At 71.5% G+C, this 16,351-nt stretch carries 14 protein-coding genes and 1 tRNA gene; 9 read left to right on the forward strand and 6 right to left on the reverse strand.

Annotation, left to right across the window (positions count from 1 at the left end):
• Positions 1-134: 134 nt before the first annotated feature.
• Entirely contained in the window at positions 135-1,358 is a 1,224-nt protein-coding gene (locus ACZ7L4_RS36730; RefSeq protein WP_472109391.1) for an RNA-guided endonuclease InsQ/TnpB family protein, read from the forward strand.
• Positions 1,359-1,415: 57 nt separating this feature from the next.
• On the opposite strand, the gene def is transcribed toward ACZ7L4_RS36730, so the two are convergent.
• The 5 genes from def to ACZ7L4_RS36755 form a co-directional block, all read right to left on the reverse strand.
• The gene (gene def / locus ACZ7L4_RS36735; RefSeq protein WP_472109392.1) at positions 1,416-2,018 is read right to left on the reverse strand and encodes a peptide deformylase; all 603 of its coding nucleotides are present in this window, start codon (positions 2,016-2,018) and stop codon (positions 1,416-1,418) included.
• 245 nt (positions 2,019-2,263) lie between these two features.
• The gene (locus ACZ7L4_RS36740; RefSeq protein ID WP_472109393.1) at positions 2,264-3,163 is read right to left on the reverse strand and encodes a cellulose-binding protein; all 900 of its coding nucleotides are present in this window, start codon (positions 3,161-3,163) and stop codon (positions 2,264-2,266) included.
• A gap of 154 nt (positions 3,164-3,317) precedes the next feature.
• A complete protein-coding gene (locus ACZ7L4_RS36745) occupies positions 3,318-4,316 on the reverse strand; it encodes an LCP family protein (protein WP_472109394.1) in 999 nt (332 codons plus the stop codon).
• Between the two features lie 68 nt (positions 4,317-4,384).
• Positions 4,385-7,060, reverse strand: coding sequence for an SUKH-4 family immunity protein (locus ACZ7L4_RS36750; protein WP_472109395.1), 2,676 nt, complete (start codon positions 7,058-7,060; stop codon positions 4,385-4,387).
• A gap of 7 nt (positions 7,061-7,067) precedes the next feature.
• The gene (locus ACZ7L4_RS36755; protein ID WP_472109396.1) at positions 7,068-8,060 is read right to left on the reverse strand and encodes an SMI1/KNR4 family protein; all 993 of its coding nucleotides are present in this window, start codon (positions 8,058-8,060) and stop codon (positions 7,068-7,070) included.
• Between the two features lie 300 nt (positions 8,061-8,360).
• Here ACZ7L4_RS36755 and ACZ7L4_RS36760 point away from each other — a divergent pair, with 300 nt between their 5' ends.
• Positions 8,361-8,921: a YwqJ-related putative deaminase gene (locus ACZ7L4_RS36760; RefSeq protein WP_472109397.1), complete on the forward strand. Its 561-nt coding sequence runs from the start codon at positions 8,361-8,363 to the stop codon at positions 8,919-8,921.
• Positions 8,921-9,418 (forward strand): SUKH-3 domain-containing protein, encoded by a 498-nt coding sequence (locus ACZ7L4_RS36765; RefSeq protein WP_472109398.1) that lies wholly within the window; start codon positions 8,921-8,923, stop codon positions 9,416-9,418. The genes ACZ7L4_RS36760 and ACZ7L4_RS36765 overlap by 1 nt, the downstream gene beginning before the upstream one ends.
• Before the next feature lie 707 nt (positions 9,419-10,125).
• On the opposite strand, the gene ACZ7L4_RS36770 is transcribed toward ACZ7L4_RS36765, so the two are convergent.
• Positions 10,126-11,442 carry a sensor histidine kinase gene (locus ACZ7L4_RS36770; RefSeq protein WP_472109399.1) on the reverse strand — a complete coding sequence of 439 codons (1,317 nt, stop codon included), beginning with the start codon at positions 11,440-11,442 and terminating at the stop codon, positions 10,126-10,128.
• A gap of 187 nt (positions 11,443-11,629) precedes the next feature.
• Here ACZ7L4_RS36770 and ACZ7L4_RS36775 point away from each other — a divergent pair.
• From ACZ7L4_RS36775 to ACZ7L4_RS36800, 6 genes are all read left to right on the forward strand, one after another.
• A tRNA-Gln gene (locus ACZ7L4_RS36775) sits at positions 11,630-11,701 on the forward strand.
• 121 nt (positions 11,702-11,822) lie between these two features.
• On the forward strand, positions 11,823-13,280 hold the full coding sequence (gene glmU / locus ACZ7L4_RS36780) for a bifunctional UDP-N-acetylglucosamine diphosphorylase/glucosamine-1-phosphate N-acetyltransferase GlmU (RefSeq protein WP_472109400.1): 1,458 nt from the start codon (positions 11,823-11,825) through the stop codon (positions 13,278-13,280).
• Between the two features lie 130 nt (positions 13,281-13,410).
• Entirely contained in the window at positions 13,411-14,388 is a 978-nt protein-coding gene (locus ACZ7L4_RS36785; protein WP_450809945.1) for a ribose-phosphate diphosphokinase, read from the forward strand.
• A gap of 163 nt (positions 14,389-14,551) precedes the next feature.
• A complete protein-coding gene (locus ACZ7L4_RS36790) occupies positions 14,552-15,145 on the forward strand; it encodes a 50S ribosomal protein L25/general stress protein Ctc (RefSeq protein ID WP_472109401.1) in 594 nt (197 codons plus the stop codon).
• Positions 15,146-15,226: 81 nt separating this feature from the next.
• On the forward strand, positions 15,227-15,820 hold the full coding sequence (gene pth, locus ACZ7L4_RS36795) for an aminoacyl-tRNA hydrolase (RefSeq protein WP_472109402.1): 594 nt from the start codon (positions 15,227-15,229) through the stop codon (positions 15,818-15,820).
• A 75-nt stretch (positions 15,821-15,895) separates the two neighbouring features.
• Entirely contained in the window at positions 15,896-16,351 is a 456-nt protein-coding gene (locus tag ACZ7L4_RS36800; RefSeq protein ID WP_472109403.1) for a hypothetical protein, read from the forward strand.

Consider the following 16,351-nt stretch of genomic DNA (forward strand, 5'->3'; position numbering starts at 1 on the left):
GGATCTGGTGACTGTGATGCGGAGGGTCGCAGTGTCGTTCCGGCGGAGCCGGATGGAGCGGTCCCTGGCGAGGGTGATGGGGCGAACGGGTGTTCCCGGTTACGGAGGGTGTGGTCCGTTCGTACGATCTTCGCATGCAGCTTCGGTATGCCTTCCGGTTGTACCCGGAGCCTGGTCAACGCGTCGCGTTGGCGCGGGCGTTCGGGTGTGCCCGTGTCGTGTTCAACGACGCGGTGCGTGCCCGCGAGGACGCCCGCAAGGCCGGGCGGCCTTCCCCCACGGCCGGGGAGCTGTCCCGCTCTCTGATCACCGAGGCCAAACGGACGAGCGAGCGGTCGTGGCTGGGCGAGGTGTCCGCGGTCGTGCTCCAGCAGTCCCTGCGGGACGCCGAGTCCGCCCACCGCAACTTCTTCGCCTCCCTCACAGGCGCCCGCAAGGGCCCGAGGCTTGGCCCGCCCCGCTTCAAGTCCCGCAAAGACGCCCGGCAGTCGGTCCGGTTCACCGCCAACGCCCGCTGGAGCATCACCGACAGCGGCCGCCTAAACCTGCCGAAGATCGGCGCGGTGAAGGTGAAGTGGTCCCGCACCCTGCCTACCACCCCCACCTCGGTCACCGTCATCAAGGACGCGTCAGGCCGGTACTTCGCCTCGTTCGTCATCGACACCGACCTTGCCGCCGACGCCGCCCGGATGCCGGAAACCGACCGCACCATCGGCATCGATCTCGGACTCACCCACTTCGCGGTCCTCTCCGACGGCACGAAGATCGACTCCCCCCGCTTCCTGCGGCGCGCGGAGAAGAAGCTGAAGAAGGCCCAGCGGGATCTGTCCCGCAAACAGAAGGGATCCAAAAACCGGGCCAAGGCCCGCCTCAAAGTCGCCCGCGCCCACGCCAAGGTCGCCGACGCACGCCGTGAGTTCCACCACCAGCTCTCCACGAAGCTGATCTCCGAGAACCAAGGGATCGCCGTGGAAGACCTGTCGGTGGCGGGACTGGCGCGCACCAGGCTGGCCAAGTCCGTGCACGACGCCGGATGGTCCACCTTCGTCGGCATGCTGGCCTACAAGGCCCAGCGCTACGGCCGCACCCTGGTGAAGATCGGCCGGTTCGAGCCGACCTCCCAGACCTGCTCCACCTGCGGGGGCAAGGACGGGCCCAAGCCCCTTGGTGTCCGGGAATGGACGTGTACCGCTTGCGGGACGGTCCATGACCGGGACATCAACGCCGCGATCAACATCAAAACGGCCGCCGGACTGGCGGTATCGGCCTGCGGAGCGCCGGTAAGACCGGGAGCAGTCCCGGCACAGCGCGCAGAAACAGGAAGCCACGGAATCCCGACCCAAGCCCGTGCCGCGTAGCAGCACGGCAACACGTCGGGAAGGCCAGAATCCTCGGGCTTCAGCCCGAGGAGCAAGTCATTTGCCGAGCCGCTCCGCCAGCTCGGCACGGCGCGCGAGGACGCCGTCCTTCAGCTCCTCCATCTCCCGCAGCGCGTCCTTGCGGTCGCGCTTGGCGAGGCGGTCGATGTAGAGGCGGCCGTACAGATGGTCCGTCTCGTGCTGGAGGCAGCGGGCGAAGTAGCCGCGGCCCTCGACGGAGATCGGGTTGCCGTCCTTGTCCTGGCCGCGCACGACGGCGTGGTCGGCGCGCGCCACGGACTTGTAGGGGCCCGGCACGGAGAGGCAGCCCTCCATCTCGTCGACGAGCCGGCGCTCGGCCGGGGGCTGCTCGTCGAGGACGGGGTTGCAGATGTGGCCGGTGTGCCGCACACCCCAGTCGTCCTCCATGTCGTAGACGAACAGCTGGAGGTCGACGTCGACCTGGTTGGCGGCGATGGCGGCGCCGTGCGCGACGTGGTTCGTGGCGAACATGTCGTCGATCAGGCGGTCGAGCTCCGGTGTCCCGAAGAGGGTGTCGGTGACGGGGGCGCAGCGGCGGCGCAGGACGTCCTCGCCCACGATGGTGATGCGCCGGACGGTGCCGCGCTCCACCTCCGGTGTCAGCTGGCCATCACCCATGCCGATTCAACCTCTCGCATCCGCCCACCACTTGACGACCGCCCACCTTAACGGTGCGCCCGTCCGCCCCTACGCCACGGGGCTCCGCCCCGGACCCCGCGCCTCAATCGCCGGCGGGGCTTGATAAATCAAGCCCCGCCGGCGGCTGATGGATCAAGTCCCGCGGTGCTTGGCATTTCAAGCCCCTGCGGCGATTGAGCAGCGGGGTCCGGGGCAGAGCCCCGAGAGCGGCGGACGGGTCGCCGTCACTCCGCGTCGGCCGTCTTGCCCGTCAGGGCGGACAACGACGCCCGGACATGTTCCATGTGCGCGCGGAGCTCCTCCCGCTGCTCCTCGTGCCCCTCGAGGATCGACTCCGTCTCCCGCTCAATGCGCTCCGCCCGCGCCCGCGCCTGCGCGAGCAGCTCCGCCGCAGCGGCCTCCGCGTCCTCCTGGCCGTGCCGCGCCTCCTCCTCGGTCTCGCCGAGCGCCCGCTTCGCCCCGGACAGGCGCTCCTCGGCCTCGGCGACGGCGCCCGCCTCCCACGCCTCGGACGCGGCGACCTGCTCGGCCGCCTCCCGGTCCGCCTCCTCGATCCGCTCGGCGTGCTCCTTCGCCTGGGCGGCGAGGTCCGCCTCCGTGCGCTCGCGCATCGCGCGCAGTTCCTCCAGGGCCTCGCCCCGGGTCTCCTTCGCGTCCCGCCGGGCGGACACCCGGATGTCGTCGGCCTCGGCCTGCCCGGCCGCGATGCGCCGCTGCGCGTACTCCTCGGCCTTGGCGCGCACCTCGTCGGAGTGGGCCTGCGCGTCGTCCCGCGCCTCGTCGGCCGCCGCCCGCGCGGCGTCGGCCTCGGCCTGCGCGTCGTCCCGCGCGGCGCCGCGCACGGCGATGTCCTCCTCCTCCGCCAGTTCGAGGAGGTACTGGGCCCGCTTGCCGAGCGACTCGTACGTCTGCGGGGCGAGGTTCGCGACGGCCTCGCGCAGCCGCTCGGCCTCCTCCTCCATCTCCTTGGCGAGGACGGTCAGGCGCGCGGCCCGCTCCCAGGCCTCGTCCCGTTCCCCGGAGAGTTGCGCGGCGGCGGCCTCCACCTGCTCGGGGCGGTAGCCCCGGCCCCGTACGACGACGAAGCCGTACTGCGACGACCCCGCTCCACCCGCACCGCTCATCTGGAACCCCTCTCCGGCAAGGCACACCGACCGGCATCGGCAGGCCCGATCTACGACATTTTGCGCGATTGGCGCACATCTTGATGGAACAACCGGAGGCGGCCACATTCCGACACACGTGACACTCAGGTCGACCCACTCGGTCCAGGATGCGTCAATTGCCGTCGAAAGTCGGAATCGCCTTGTCCTCGCGCAGCGCGGTGAAGAGCTGATCGGCCTCGCTCTCGTTCCACATCACCACGTCCCCGGCCCCCGAAACATTGGGCTCACTGCCCACAGGAACGGTCGTCGTCGCGGCCGGGTCCGACATTTTGACACCCATGTTCGCCAGCGCGGCGACCCCGGTGTCCTGGTCGACGGTCAGCGCGTCGAGCGAGGCGCTCATGAACGGGATCAGGTTCCACGGCGGCACCAGCACGCCCGGGCTGAGCGCCTTGGCGGCGATCGCGTCCACCAGCTGCTGCTGCCGCTTGACGCGGCCCAGGTCGCCGGTCGGATCGGAGTAGCGGGCACGCGCGTACTGCAGGGCCTGCGTGCCGTTCATCGTCTGGCAGCCCGCGTCGAAGTCGGCGCCCGACTTCTCGTCGTGCAGGCCGCCGTCGGCCACGCAGATCTCGACTCCGCCGAGCGAGTCGACGACATCGACGAGACCCAGGAAGCTGACCTCCGCGTAGTGGTCCATGCGCAGCCCCGTCGACTGCTCCACGGTCTGCGTGAGCAGCTTCGCGCCGCCCACCGAGTACGCGTAGTTGATCTTGTTCTGGCCGTGTCCCGGGATCGGGACGTACGAGTCGCGCGGGATCGAGACCAGATACGGGCCGTTGTCCCCGTAGTGCAGCACCATGATCGTGTCGGTGCGGTTGCCCTCGTCGTTGCCGACGTGCAGGTCCTTGCGCTGTTCGGGCGTCAGGTTCGCCCGCGAGTCCGAACCGACCAGCAGCCAGTTCGTGCCCGCGCCCGCGGCCGGACGGCCCTGGTAGTCGCTGAACGCGTCCGTCTTCTGCAGCCGCGAACCCGCCCAGAAATACAGGCCGACGCCGTACGCGACGAGCACCACCAGGACGACGAGCAGGGTCAGCACGAGCCGCCGGGGCCAGCGCCGCCGCGGCCGCGTCGCCCGCACCGTCGTCGGCTCACTCCACTCACCAGCCATGTGCGCATGATCGGGGCGCCCGACCGATCCCGCAGGTCGAGCGCCCCCTCACAACCGTCCGCGGGTGCCTACAGCAGGCCGTCCCACATCTGCTCGAGCAGCACCGACCACCAGGTCTCGGGCGAGCCGAGCGCCGCCGAGTCGATCGCGCTCAGCTCCGCCTGGAAGTCGACGGTCCAGCGGCCCGCCTGCTCCTGGTTGAGCCCGAAGCGCAGCCGCCACATCCGGCCGAGCAGGGCGAGCGACCGCACAAACTCCGGCAGCCCGCTGTTCACGAACTGCGGCGGCGCCGGGGCGCCATCGGGCCCGGCCTCCACCGGCACGGCCACGATGTTCGCCGTCCCGTACTGCACGCACAGCGCCTTGCCGAAGTCGCTGCCCATCACGAGGTACGAGCCCGCGTCCGACGCCGCCTGCACGCCACGCTCCTGCGCCAGCTCGGCGAGCGTCGGCACCGGGCGGCCCGGCTGGGCCTGCGCCCAGAAGAACGGCCCGAAGTCGGACGGCAGACCTGCGACGACGAGCGTGTGCGCCACGGTGTCCGGGACACCCTGCCGCGACACGGCCCGCTGGTCGAAGCGGAACACACCTGGCCCGAACGCCGCCGCCAGCTCCTGCGCGATCGCCTCCGGCGCGGCCGGGGGCGCGGGATGCGCGGGCTGCAGCGGGGCGCGCACCGGCGCCGGACGCGCCGGGCCGTCGGCGACCTGGTGCAGCTCGCCCTGGTGCGCGAGGAGCTGCTGCATGCCCTGCTGACGGCTCGCGTGATCCGTGCCGTACGGCGCGATCGACGTGATCCGCGCCTGCGGCCACTGCTCCTTGATCATGCGCGAGCAGTAGGCCCCCGGCAGCGAGCAGGACTCCAGCTCCGTGTGGAGCTCGAGGACCTGGTCCGGCGGGATGTTCATGCCGCGCAGCTCGTGGAAGATCTGCCACTCCGGGTGCGGCGTCCCCGGCGCGGACCGCCGGATGAGCTGCTGCTCGGACCCGTCGGGCGCGCGGTAGCGCAGCACGGCCTGGTACCCGGGCCCGACCGTCGGCTGCCCCACCGGCTGGGCGGGCGGCTGGGGCTGCTGCGGCTGCGGATACCCGTACGCCGCCGGGGGCGGGCCGGGAACCTGCTGACCGGGAGCGGGCGGGGGCATGGGGCCGGGCGGCGGGGGCTGGTGGCCGCCCGGGGCGCCGGGCGGGGGCGGAGGCGGAGGCGTCGCGCCGGGGCCCTGCGGGGCGGGGCCCGAGAGCATCGTCGCGGCGTGATGCACGCCCTCGCCGGGAGCACCCGGAGCGCCAGGAGGCGGCGGCGGACCAGGGACGCCCGGAGCGCCGGGAGGCGGCGGGGTCTGGCCCGCGGGACCGCCGGGCGGCGGGCCCGACAGCATCGTCGCGGCATGGTGCACGCCCTCGCCGGGAGCACCGGGAGCACCAGGAGTACCGGGAGCGCCAGGAGGCGGCGGCGGACCGGGCGTCCCGGACGTCTCCGGCGGCCCGTCCGGGCCGGGCGCGGACACCATCTGCGTGGGTACGTAGCCGCCCGCCGGGGCGCCGGGCGGTCCCGGCGGCGGCGGAGTCTGCGCGCCACCGCCCCGCGGGGGCTCCGCCTTGCTGGTCGCGGCGTTCGCGATGTCACCGGCGCCGGGCGCGAGCGGCCGGCCCGCGGCGTCGCGGCCCTCCGGACCCTCCTGCGGATAGCCGTACGAGGCACCCGGAGGCGGCGGCCCGGGAATCGCGGTCCCCGGAGCGGGCGGCGGGAACGAGGACGGAGGCGGCTGCGAGCCCGCGTCGGGCGCGGCCTGCGGGAAACCGTACGAAGGAGCAGGCGGCGCCGGCGGCTGCGCGGCCGGATCGGGCGGGCCCTGCGGACGGGCGTACGAAATGGGGACGTCCGACGGAGGCGGCGGCGGAGGCGGCGGGATCGCGCCCTGCGGATAGCCGTACGAAGAAGCCGGAGCAGGCGGAGCAGCAGGCGGCTGTGCAGCGGCCGCGTCGGGGGCGCCCTGCGGATAGCCGTACGACGACGCCTCCGGCTCCTTGTCCAGCGCAGGGGACACCGCCGTCGGCGGCAACTGGCTGCCGCCCACGATGCGGGCCGTGTGCGCGTCCGGCAGGACACCGGGCGGCGGCGCGTCCTCGGCGAGCGGCGGCGAGAACACCGTGTCGGGCAGCGGGACCGAACGGTCCTCCTCGTCGCCCACCCCGTTCGTGTCCGTACCGGCCCACGGCGTCGCGTCGACCGGAAGCGGCGGCACGGCGTCCCGCGGTTCGTCCTGGAACGCCGCCGGAACCGCGTCCGCGGGCGTCTCGTCAACCGAAGCGGACGCGGCCGAAGCGGGCACGGCAGAAGCGGCCGGAGCCACCGGCCCCGGCTCGTCCGCCTTCTTGTCCGCCGCCTCCTGCAACCACTCCGGAGGAGTCAGCAGGAACGACGTCTGGTTCAGGTCCACCCGCTCCGGCGGCTTCGCCGCCTGCGACCCGGCAGGCGCGTCCGGCAGCCCGTACTCCTCCTCGTACCGCCTGATCACCTCGCCCACCGGCAGCGCGGGCCACAGCGAGGCGTCCCCGCTGTCCCGCGCGATCACGAGGCGCTGCCGCCCGCCGTCGGACACCGGACCGGCCTCCCGGTCCTCCGCCCACACGACGAAGCCCAGCTCGAACTCCCGTACCCGCACCTCACGATGCTGGTACGCGGGCACGTCCCCGTTGATCCATTCCTCGGCGCGCTCCTGCGCCTGCGCGAACGTCACCATCGCAAGCTCACTCCCCACCGGCGACGGGAACGGCGCGCGCGAAGCCGCCGTCCACCATCAGATTCGCCACCGTCTCCAACTCCGGCGGACTGCCCGCGAGCCGGGACAGAAACCCGTCGAAGTCCGCACCACAGGGCAGCAGCAGCCGCTCCACCCGCTCGGCCACCGGCAGCTCCGCCGTCCCACCGCTGTCCCGCGCGTCGTCGTACGCGCAGAACCACACGGAACCGGCCGCGTCGCCCCGCACCTTCACGGCGAGCAGCCCGCCCTGCACGAACGCGACACCCAGATAGTCCTTCGTCAGGTGATCGCGCAGACACTTGTTGACGTACACGAGGTCGTTCACGGCCGCCTCGTCGCGCACCGTGAAGAACGGCTGGTCGACCAGCAGACCCAACTCGGCGTCCAGGCCCGTACCTACGGGCGCACACCCGCCGCCCGCCTTCAGGAACGAGCGGTACGCCCCCGGCAGCCGGTACCCCAAGTCCTCCTCCGCGGACAGCACTTGGCTCTCCGTCACCGCGACACCGGACTTCGGGAGACCGAAGTGCACGGGCCGCGTGTCCTGCAACGGCCGCGTGCCCCGCTTGTGCTGGTCCACCGCCGCCGTCGCGAGACCACCGTGATGCCGCAGCAGCGCCTTCACCTCGACCGGGATCAGCTCCAGACGCCGCGAACCGCGCGCGTGGTGCCACGTCCAGCCGTGCGGAGTCGCCACCTGCGGGACCGTGTCCCACAGTTCGTGCCCGGACGCCGCGAGCGCCGCGTTCGCCGACACGTAGTCCGTCAGCCGCAGCTCGTCGACACCGAAGCCCTGCGGCGGATCCGCGATCTCCGCCACGGCACGGGCATACGGGGCGAAATCCGGGAAACCGTCACCGTCCACCCGCACCCCGCGCGGATGACGGGCCGCACGGACCGGGTCCGGGAAGTGCACGACCTGCCCGGCATAAGCCGCGTTCGGCGGCGCGGCCTGCTGCCCGAGCCGACCTGTCGTCATGGCTGTTGCCCCCTGCGGCGCTGGTGACGGATGCGGATCTGTCCCGGGGCTGTTCCGGGTCTGTTCCGGACCTGCTCCCGATCCGTACGAATCAAACGACAGCCTATGCGGTTGCGCGACACCGGTCACCGGGCCTCCGGTTCCATGACCAGCAGTCACCCGAGGATCACCACGACGTGACGATCGGGCGATGACAGCGCCGAGATCGGGGTCCGGCTTCCGCTCCCGCAGGCCCGTTTGGCAGTCTGTGCAGGCAACCAGGGGGATTGCAGTGGGGAACTGCAGGAGGGGAAACAACAGATGCGCAGCGGTACCGCAGAGGAAACTGCACCCGCGGACGAGCAGCCCGGCGACGACCCGCGCGTCGGCTGGAGCGCCACCGACGACGGCGCCGTCCCCACCCTTCGCGTGCGCCGGGACGGCATACTCCCCACCGTCGCCGCCGCCCTCTCCGTCCGCGGCACCACCCTCACCGCGACCGCGGCCCGCGGCGAAAAGGCCCCGGAACTGCACCCGTTGGTCCAGGACTTCCTGGATACGTTGACCAGCGCGCAGCGCGACCGCTTCACCGGGCGCTGCGCCGAGGCCATCCTCGTCTCCCGGCACCTCGCGGCGAGCGACACCGAGCGCACCGAGAAGTCGAAGCGGGCCCGCCGCAGACCCATGACCATCGGAGAGGCCCGCAAGGCCCTCAAGCAGTCCAAGCTCACCACCCGGCGCATCCGCGAGGACGGGGACCCGCTGCACGGCGGCTTCGCCCGCCCCTGCCGCGCCTGCACCGCGCTGACGGCCCACTTCGGCGTCCACGTCGTGGCCCCCGACACCGACACCCCGCACGACGACAACGAGGCCGCGCACTGATGCCCCACCCCACCTCCCAGGACGCCCGCTTCTCCGACCTGGTCGACGCCACGCTGCGCGTCGCCGGGTGGCAGCCGGGCCGCTGGGACATCAAGCAGGCGGAGTTCTGGGCGGACGCGCTGCGCACGCACGTCTCGCCGGCGGGGCACCGGCACTCGGTGTTCCCCGCGGCGGTCGAGGCCTGGGCCGAATTCGGCGGCCTCCACCTCACGCCCACGGGCCCCGGCCGGCACATCGCCCCCGCCCAGCCGCACCTGGACCCGCTGCACGGCCTCCACGCGGCCCGCACCCTCGGCGACCTCGGCCGCGCCCTCGACACGGAACTCGCTCCGCTGGGGGCCGAGTCGGGCACGGAGGCGCTCCTCGCGATCGACACGGAGGGCCGCATCTACGCCCTCGACCACAGCGGCGACTGGTACCTGGGCCCCGACATAGACGAGGCCCTCTCCACCTTGATCACCGGCGTCCAGCCACCTCGGTTGTCGCCTCCGGGGTAACCGGGGCGGCCCCTGCGGGGTGGCTGAGGCTGTCCCTGCGGGGTGGCTGAGGCGGCCCCTACGGGGGCCGGGCCGGGCCGTCCGCGTACGGTGCGGCGCCCTTGGGCGGCACCGCCGCTCATGGCCGACGACGTGCCCTCGGCACCGCAACGTGTCCGCGGACGCCAACGGCCCCTCGGGCAACGTGCCGCCCACGCCCATACACGTGTCGCTCTCTCCCCCGCTCATCTCCCACCCACCCGCCCCCTCCGGGGGCTTCGGCGCCACGGGTGCCGGGACTGTCACCGGCTTCGGCTTCGGCCCGGGTGCCGGGCACCACCACCTTGGGTCTCGGCCCCGCCCGGTGCCGACTGCTGTCACAGGCTTGGGCAATCTGCCGCCACCCGCGGCTCCCCACCCGTGGCGGTCGGCCCCACCCGACTTGGGCAATCTGCCGCCTTGGGCGGCAGGGTGGGCAAGGCGGCCCCCGGTGCCGCGCACCCATGACGACGGGCCCCGCCCCCGGCAAGAGCCCCGGCCACCGGTGCCGCGCAACGACGACGAACGGCCCCGGCCACGACACAGCGACCGGGCCCCGGACGGGCCGAAGCCCCCGGAGGGGACGGGTGGTGGGAGATGAGCGGACACCGGCGCAGCCGACCGGAGGACCGGTGCCGCGCAACCATCACGCCGCCCGGCAGCACCACTCGGCCCCCAGTGCGCCCCGCCTAAGACGCCGCCGGCAGCACCGCCGACACCCGGAACCCACCCGCGTCCGTCGGGCCCGACACGAAGACGCCGCCGAGGCCCGCCACGCGTTCCTTCATGCCCACCAAACCGTTTCCCCCGGACGGCAGCCCGGCCGACGCGGCAGCGCCCGGCTCCGGCGGCGGATCGTTCTCCACCTGCATCGCCACCTCCGCACCCCGATGCGCCAGCCGGACATACGTCTTCGCGCCCGCCGCATGCTTGTGCACGTTCGTCAACGCCTCCTGAACCACCCGGTACGCCGTCTGCTCCACCACCGCCGCGTACCCCCGCACCTCACCCTCCACGGACACCTGGACCACCATCCCGGCCGCCCGCGACTGCTCCACCAGCTCCTCCACCTCGGACAGCAACGGCCCACCGTCCGTCTCCGCCTCGGCCCGCGAGGCCGCCGCCGCCGCGGCCACCCCCACCGCCTCCAACGGCATCCGGTCCGCACGCCGCGGCACCGGATCCCCGGCCCGCAGCACCCCCAACATCTCCCGCAACTCGGTCAGCGCCTGCCGCCCCATGTCCCCGACCAGCGCCGCGTTCTTCACAGCCTTCTCCGGGTCCTTCCGCGCAACCGCCTGCAACGCCGCCGCATGCACCACCATCAACGACACCCGGTGCGCCACCACGTCGTGCATCTCCCGCGCGATCCGCGTCCGCTCCTCGCCCCGCGCCCACTCGGCCCGCTCCTCGGCCCGCTCCGCGAGCAGCCCCAGCTCCCGCTCCAGCGACTCGTTCCGCTCCTGCAGCGAATCCATCAGCCGCCGCCGCGCCCCCACGTAGAGCCCGAGCAGCAACGGCGGGGCCGTCACCCCCAGCGCCGTCGTGATCGCCAGGAACGGCACCACCCAGTTCGCCACCTGGAACGTGTCCGCATGCGCCGCCGAGTCCTGCTGCACCCGCACCACCGACACGATCAACGTGCCGAGGAACGACATCCCCGCGAGCGCCCCGATGATCCGCCTCGGCACCTCGGACGCCGCCAGCGAATACAGCCCGACGACCGTGAGCAGCACGCCCATCTGCGCCGGCGTCACCGCCACCGAGATCAGCACCACCGCGATCGGCCACTGCCGCCGCAGCACGAGCGTCGAACCGGTGAGCACCCCGAAGAGCACCCCCACCCAGACCGGAAGACCGGCCTTGTGCGCGAACGGCACCCCCTCCACGGCACACTCCACCGCGGACGCCACCGCCAACACCACATCCAGCGCGGCGGCCCTGCGCCGCGCCCACCACCACGGCCCCCCGGCCGCGACTCGGTGAACTTCCCCCGCTGTGGTCATGCCTTCCAGACTACGGGCGTCGACTGCCCGTTTTCCGGTGAGTTTCGGTGGACATCGTCACCACTGGTCAGTACCGCCCCGCCCTCGCCCGTCACCTCGAAGGCTGTCGCATCGAAGGCTCTTGGTACGGCATAGTGTTGGGTGCTGATCGACGGCCTGACGTTATGTCCACTTCGGGCCGTAACGATCCCCCGTGGTGTAATTGGCAGCACTGTGGCTTTTGGTGCCATCTGTCCGGGTTCGAGTCCTGGCGGGGGAGCTGTACGCGGTTGCGGGGCCCGATCGAAACGGTCGGGCCCCGCCCCCATGCCCGGCCCAAAACGCCCCGGTATCCTGCGGATGTCCACCCCACAACGCATCCGACGCCGAAGGGCCCACCCGTGAGCAGCGCCAACACCCCGGCAGCCGTCGTCGTACTCGCAGCGGGTGAGGGCACCCGTATGAAGTCGGCCACGCCGAAAGTCCTGCACGAACTCTGCGGCCGTTCGCTCGTCGGTCATGTGCTCGCCGCCTCCCGTGAGTTGGAGCCCCAGGAGCTCGTCGTGGTCGTCGGTCACGAGCGGGAGAAGGTCGCCGCGCATGTGAACACCATCGACGCCGGGGCCCGTACCGCCGTGCAGGCGGAGCAGAACGGCACGGGGCACGCCGTGCGGATGGGGCTGGAAGGTCTCAACCCCGACAACGGCCTGGACGGCACCGTCGTCGTGGTCTGCGGCGACACCCCGCTGCTGACCGGCGGGACGCTCAAGGCGCTGTCCGCGACGCACGCCGCCGACGGCAACGCCGTGACCGTGCTGACCGCCGAGGTCCCGGACGCGACGGGGTACGGGCGGATCGTCCGCGACAACGTCTCGGGCGCCGTCACCGCGATCGTCGAGCACAAGGACGCGACCGAGGCGCAGCGGGCGATCAATGAGATCAACTCGGGTGTCTTCGCGTTCGACGGGCGGCTGCTCGTCGAGGCGCTGAAGCAGGTGCGGACGGACAACTCGCAGGGCGAGGAGTACCTCACCGATGTGCTCGGGATTCTGCGGGAGGCGGGGCACCGGGTCGGTGCGTCCGTGGCCGCCGACCATCGTGAGATCGCCGGGATCAACAATCGGGTGCAGCTGGCGGAGGCTCGTCGCACCCTCAATGACCGTCTTCTTGAGCGGGCCATGCTCGCCGGTGTCACCGTCGTCGACCCCGCCAGCACGTTCATCGACGCCACGGTGACGTTCGAGCGGGACGCGACCGTGCTGCCGGGCACGCAGTTGCACGGTTCCACGCATCTCGCCGAGGGTTCCGTGGTCGGTCCCAACTCCCGGCTCACGGACACCCGTGTCGGTGCGGGCGCGCACGTGGACAACACGGTGGCGTACAGCTCCGAGGTCGGGCCCGAGGCTTCCGTCGGGCCCTTCGCCTACCTTCGCCCCGGCACGCGTCTCGGCCTGAAGTCGAAGATCGGGACGTTCGTCGAGGCGAAGAACTCGTCGATCGGTGAGGGTACGAAGGTGCCGCACCTGTCGTACGTGGGCGACGCGACGATCGGCGACTTCACCAACATCGGTGCCGCGAGTGTCTTCGTGAACTACGACGGGGAGAGCAAGCACCACTCGGTCGTCGGGTCCCACTGCAAGACCGGTTCGGACAACATGTTTGTGGCTCCTGTCACTATCGGGGACGGCGCGTACACCGCCGCCGGGTCCGTGATCACGAAGGATGTGCCGGCCGGCTCGTTGGCCGTGGCGCGGGGCCAGCAAAGGAATATCGAGGGTTGGGTGGCCCGAAAGCGTCCGGGGAGCGCGGCCGCGAGGGCGGCCGAGGCGGCGTCCCGGAATCCGGAATCCGCGGACTGACGTGGTCTGACCGGAAACAGGTGCGCTCGACACGGCGTACCGTGATAGGTGCACACGATTCGCCTGGCTCGCTGCTAATGGGACGCGCGGGCAGCTGCGGCGGACGAACTCGTCTGAGGAGACTAGTGCTGTGAGCGGGATCAAGACGACCGGCGAGAAGAAGATGATGCTCTTCTCCGGCCGCGCCCACCCCGAGCTTGCCGAGGAGGTCGCGCACCAGCTCGGTGTCGGGATCGTCCCGACCAAGGCTTTCGACTTCGCCAACGGCGAGATCTACGTCCGCTACCAGGAGTCCGCTCGCGGCGCCGACTGCTTCCTGATCCAGAGCCACACGGCTCCGATCAACAAGTGGATCATGGAGCAGTTGATCATGATCGACGCGCTGAAGCGCGCGTCGGCCCGCTCCATCACCGTCATCGTGCCGTTCTACGGTTACGCGCGGCAGGACAAGAAGCACCGCGGACGTGAACCGATCTCGGCGCGTCTGGTCGCGGACCTGATGAAGACGGCGGGCGCGGACCGCATCCTGACGGTCGACCTGCACACGGACCAGATCCAGGGCTTCTTCGACGGCCCGGTGGACCACCTGTTCGCGCTGCCGATCCTGGCGGACTACGTGGGCGCGAAGGTGGACCGGAGCAAGCTGACGGTCGTCTCCCCGGACGCCGGCCGCGTGCGTGTCGCCGACCGCTGGTGCGACCGGCTCGGCGCGCCGCTGGCGATCGTGCACAAGCGCCGCGACAAGGACATCGCGAACCAGGTGACGGTCCACGAGGTCGTCGGTGACGTGAAGGGCCGCGTCTGCGTGCTCGTCGACGACATGATCGACACCGGTGGCACGATCTGCGCCGCCGCGGACGCCCTGTTCGCGCACGGCGCGGAGGACGTCATCGTGACGGCGACGCACGGTGTGCTCTCGGGCCCCGCCGCGGACCGTCTGAAGAACTCGAAGGTGAGCGAGTTCGTGTTCACGGACACGCTGCCGACGCCGGGCGAGCTGGAGCTCGACAAGATCACGGTCCTGTCGATCGCCCCGACGATCGCCTCCGCGGTGCGCGAGGTCTTCGAGGACGGCTCGGTGACCAGCCTCTTCGAGGGCGAAGCGTAAAGATCGATTTGAGTACGGCTTTCCTCGCCGAGTAGACTGTCGAAGTTGCTCGGCGAGGGAGGCCGTACTTTTTTGTACGGCGATCCGTTATCGACGCGCTCTTCGTAGCAGGCCGTTCGTGGCCGGGTGACCATTTCCCCAGATCTACGAGGAGTTGAAGAGCATGTCCGAGGTCAAGCTTTCCGTCGAGACCCGCACCGAGTTCGGCAAGGGTGCCTCCCGCCGTCTGCGCATGGTCGAGAAGGTTCCCGGTGTCGTCTACGGCCACGGCAACGAGCCGCAGCACATCGTCCTCGACTCGCACGCCCTGATGCTGGCCCTGCGTACGCCGAACGTCCTGATCAACCTGGACATCGACGGCAAGACCAACGAGCTGGTCATCCCGAAGTCCGTGCAGCGTGACGCGATCACGAGCTTCCTGGTCCACGTCGACCTGCTCCAGGTGAAGCGCGGCGAGAAGGTCACCGTCGAGCTCCCGATCCACACCGAGGGCGAGCTGGCCCCGGGCGGCAACCTGCTCGAGCACGTGCTGAACACGCTGTCGGTCGAGACCGAGGCCACGCACATCCCCGAGTCGGTCACCGTCTCCGTCGAGGGCCTCGAGGCCGGTGCCTCGATCCACGCCAAGGACATCGCGCTGCCCAAGGGCACCACGCTGGCCACCGACGAGGACGCCGTCGTCCTGCAGGTCCTGGCCGCGCAGGCCGAGGAGGCCCCGGCCGAGGCCGAGGGCGACGAGGCCGCCGCGGAGGCCTGAGCCTTCAGGGTCTGACCTGGTTGTACGGGGTGGTGGGCGCGGCCCACCACCCCGTTCCGCTATCTCTACGAAGGAATGTGCATGTCCGACGAGAACGCTCCCTGGCTGATCGCCGGCCTTGGCAACCCCGGGCCCGAGTACGCGATGAACCGGCACAACGTCGGTTTCATGGTGGCCGATCTGCTGGCGCAGCGGATGGGCGCCAAGTTCAAGCGGGCGACCAAGGGGCAGGCGCAGGTCGTCGAGGGGCGGATCGGTCCGCCGGGGCCGTTGAACCGCCGGGTGATCCTCGCGAAGCCGATGTCGTACATGAACGTCTCGGGTGGTCCGGTGACGGCGCTGTGCGACTTCTACAAGGTGCCGACGGAGCACATCGTGGCGGTCCACGACGAGCTGGACATCGACTACGGGGTGCTGCGGCTGAAGCTGGGCGGCGGCGACAACGGGCACAACGGCCTGAAGTCGATCACGAAGTCGCTGGGCCCCGACTACCACCGGGTGCGGTTCGGGATCGGTCGTCCGCCGGGGCGGATGCAGGTCGCGGACTTCGTGCTGAAGGACTTCTCGTCGACGGAGCGCAAGGAGCTCGACTACTTCGTGGACCGCGCGGCCGATGCGGCGGAGGCGTTGGTCATCGAGGGCCTTGAGCGGGCGCAGTCGACGTACAACTCCTGACCTGTACGGACTTGTCGGGGGCGGGTTCCGGCCGGGAGTTGACCGTGCGCAGGGTGATGGCCAAGGATCCCGGCCATGTTGCCTGTTGCCCGTCAAGTCGCGGCGGCCGTGGTCGCCGCGTTGTTGCTGATCGCCGGCGTGTGGGCGTCGTGGGGTGCGGCGCAGCACGTGATGTTCCCGACGGGCCGTGAGCGCGGCACGATGACGGTGAGCCGGTGTGCGGACGAGAGCTGCGCCGGCTCGTTCTCGCCGGCCTCCCCCACCGCCGTGCGGCATGCGAGCGTGACGATCGACCGCTCGATCGGGGAGAAGAAGGGCGCGCGCTTCCCCGTGGTCCTCAAGCCGAGTTCGACCGATGCGGTGCGCGCGGGCACGGCCGGTTTTCTGCACGCCTGGGTGCCGCTCGGCGGTGCGCTGCTGCTGGCGTCGGTGGTGCTCGCGGGCGGGATACGCAACCGGCGCCTCACGTGGGTCACGGGAGGCGCCGGTCTCGCGCTGCTGACGGCGGCCTTCGCCGCCCTGAACCTCTAG

The organism is Streptomyces sp. NPDC107575, assembly GCF_055657265.1.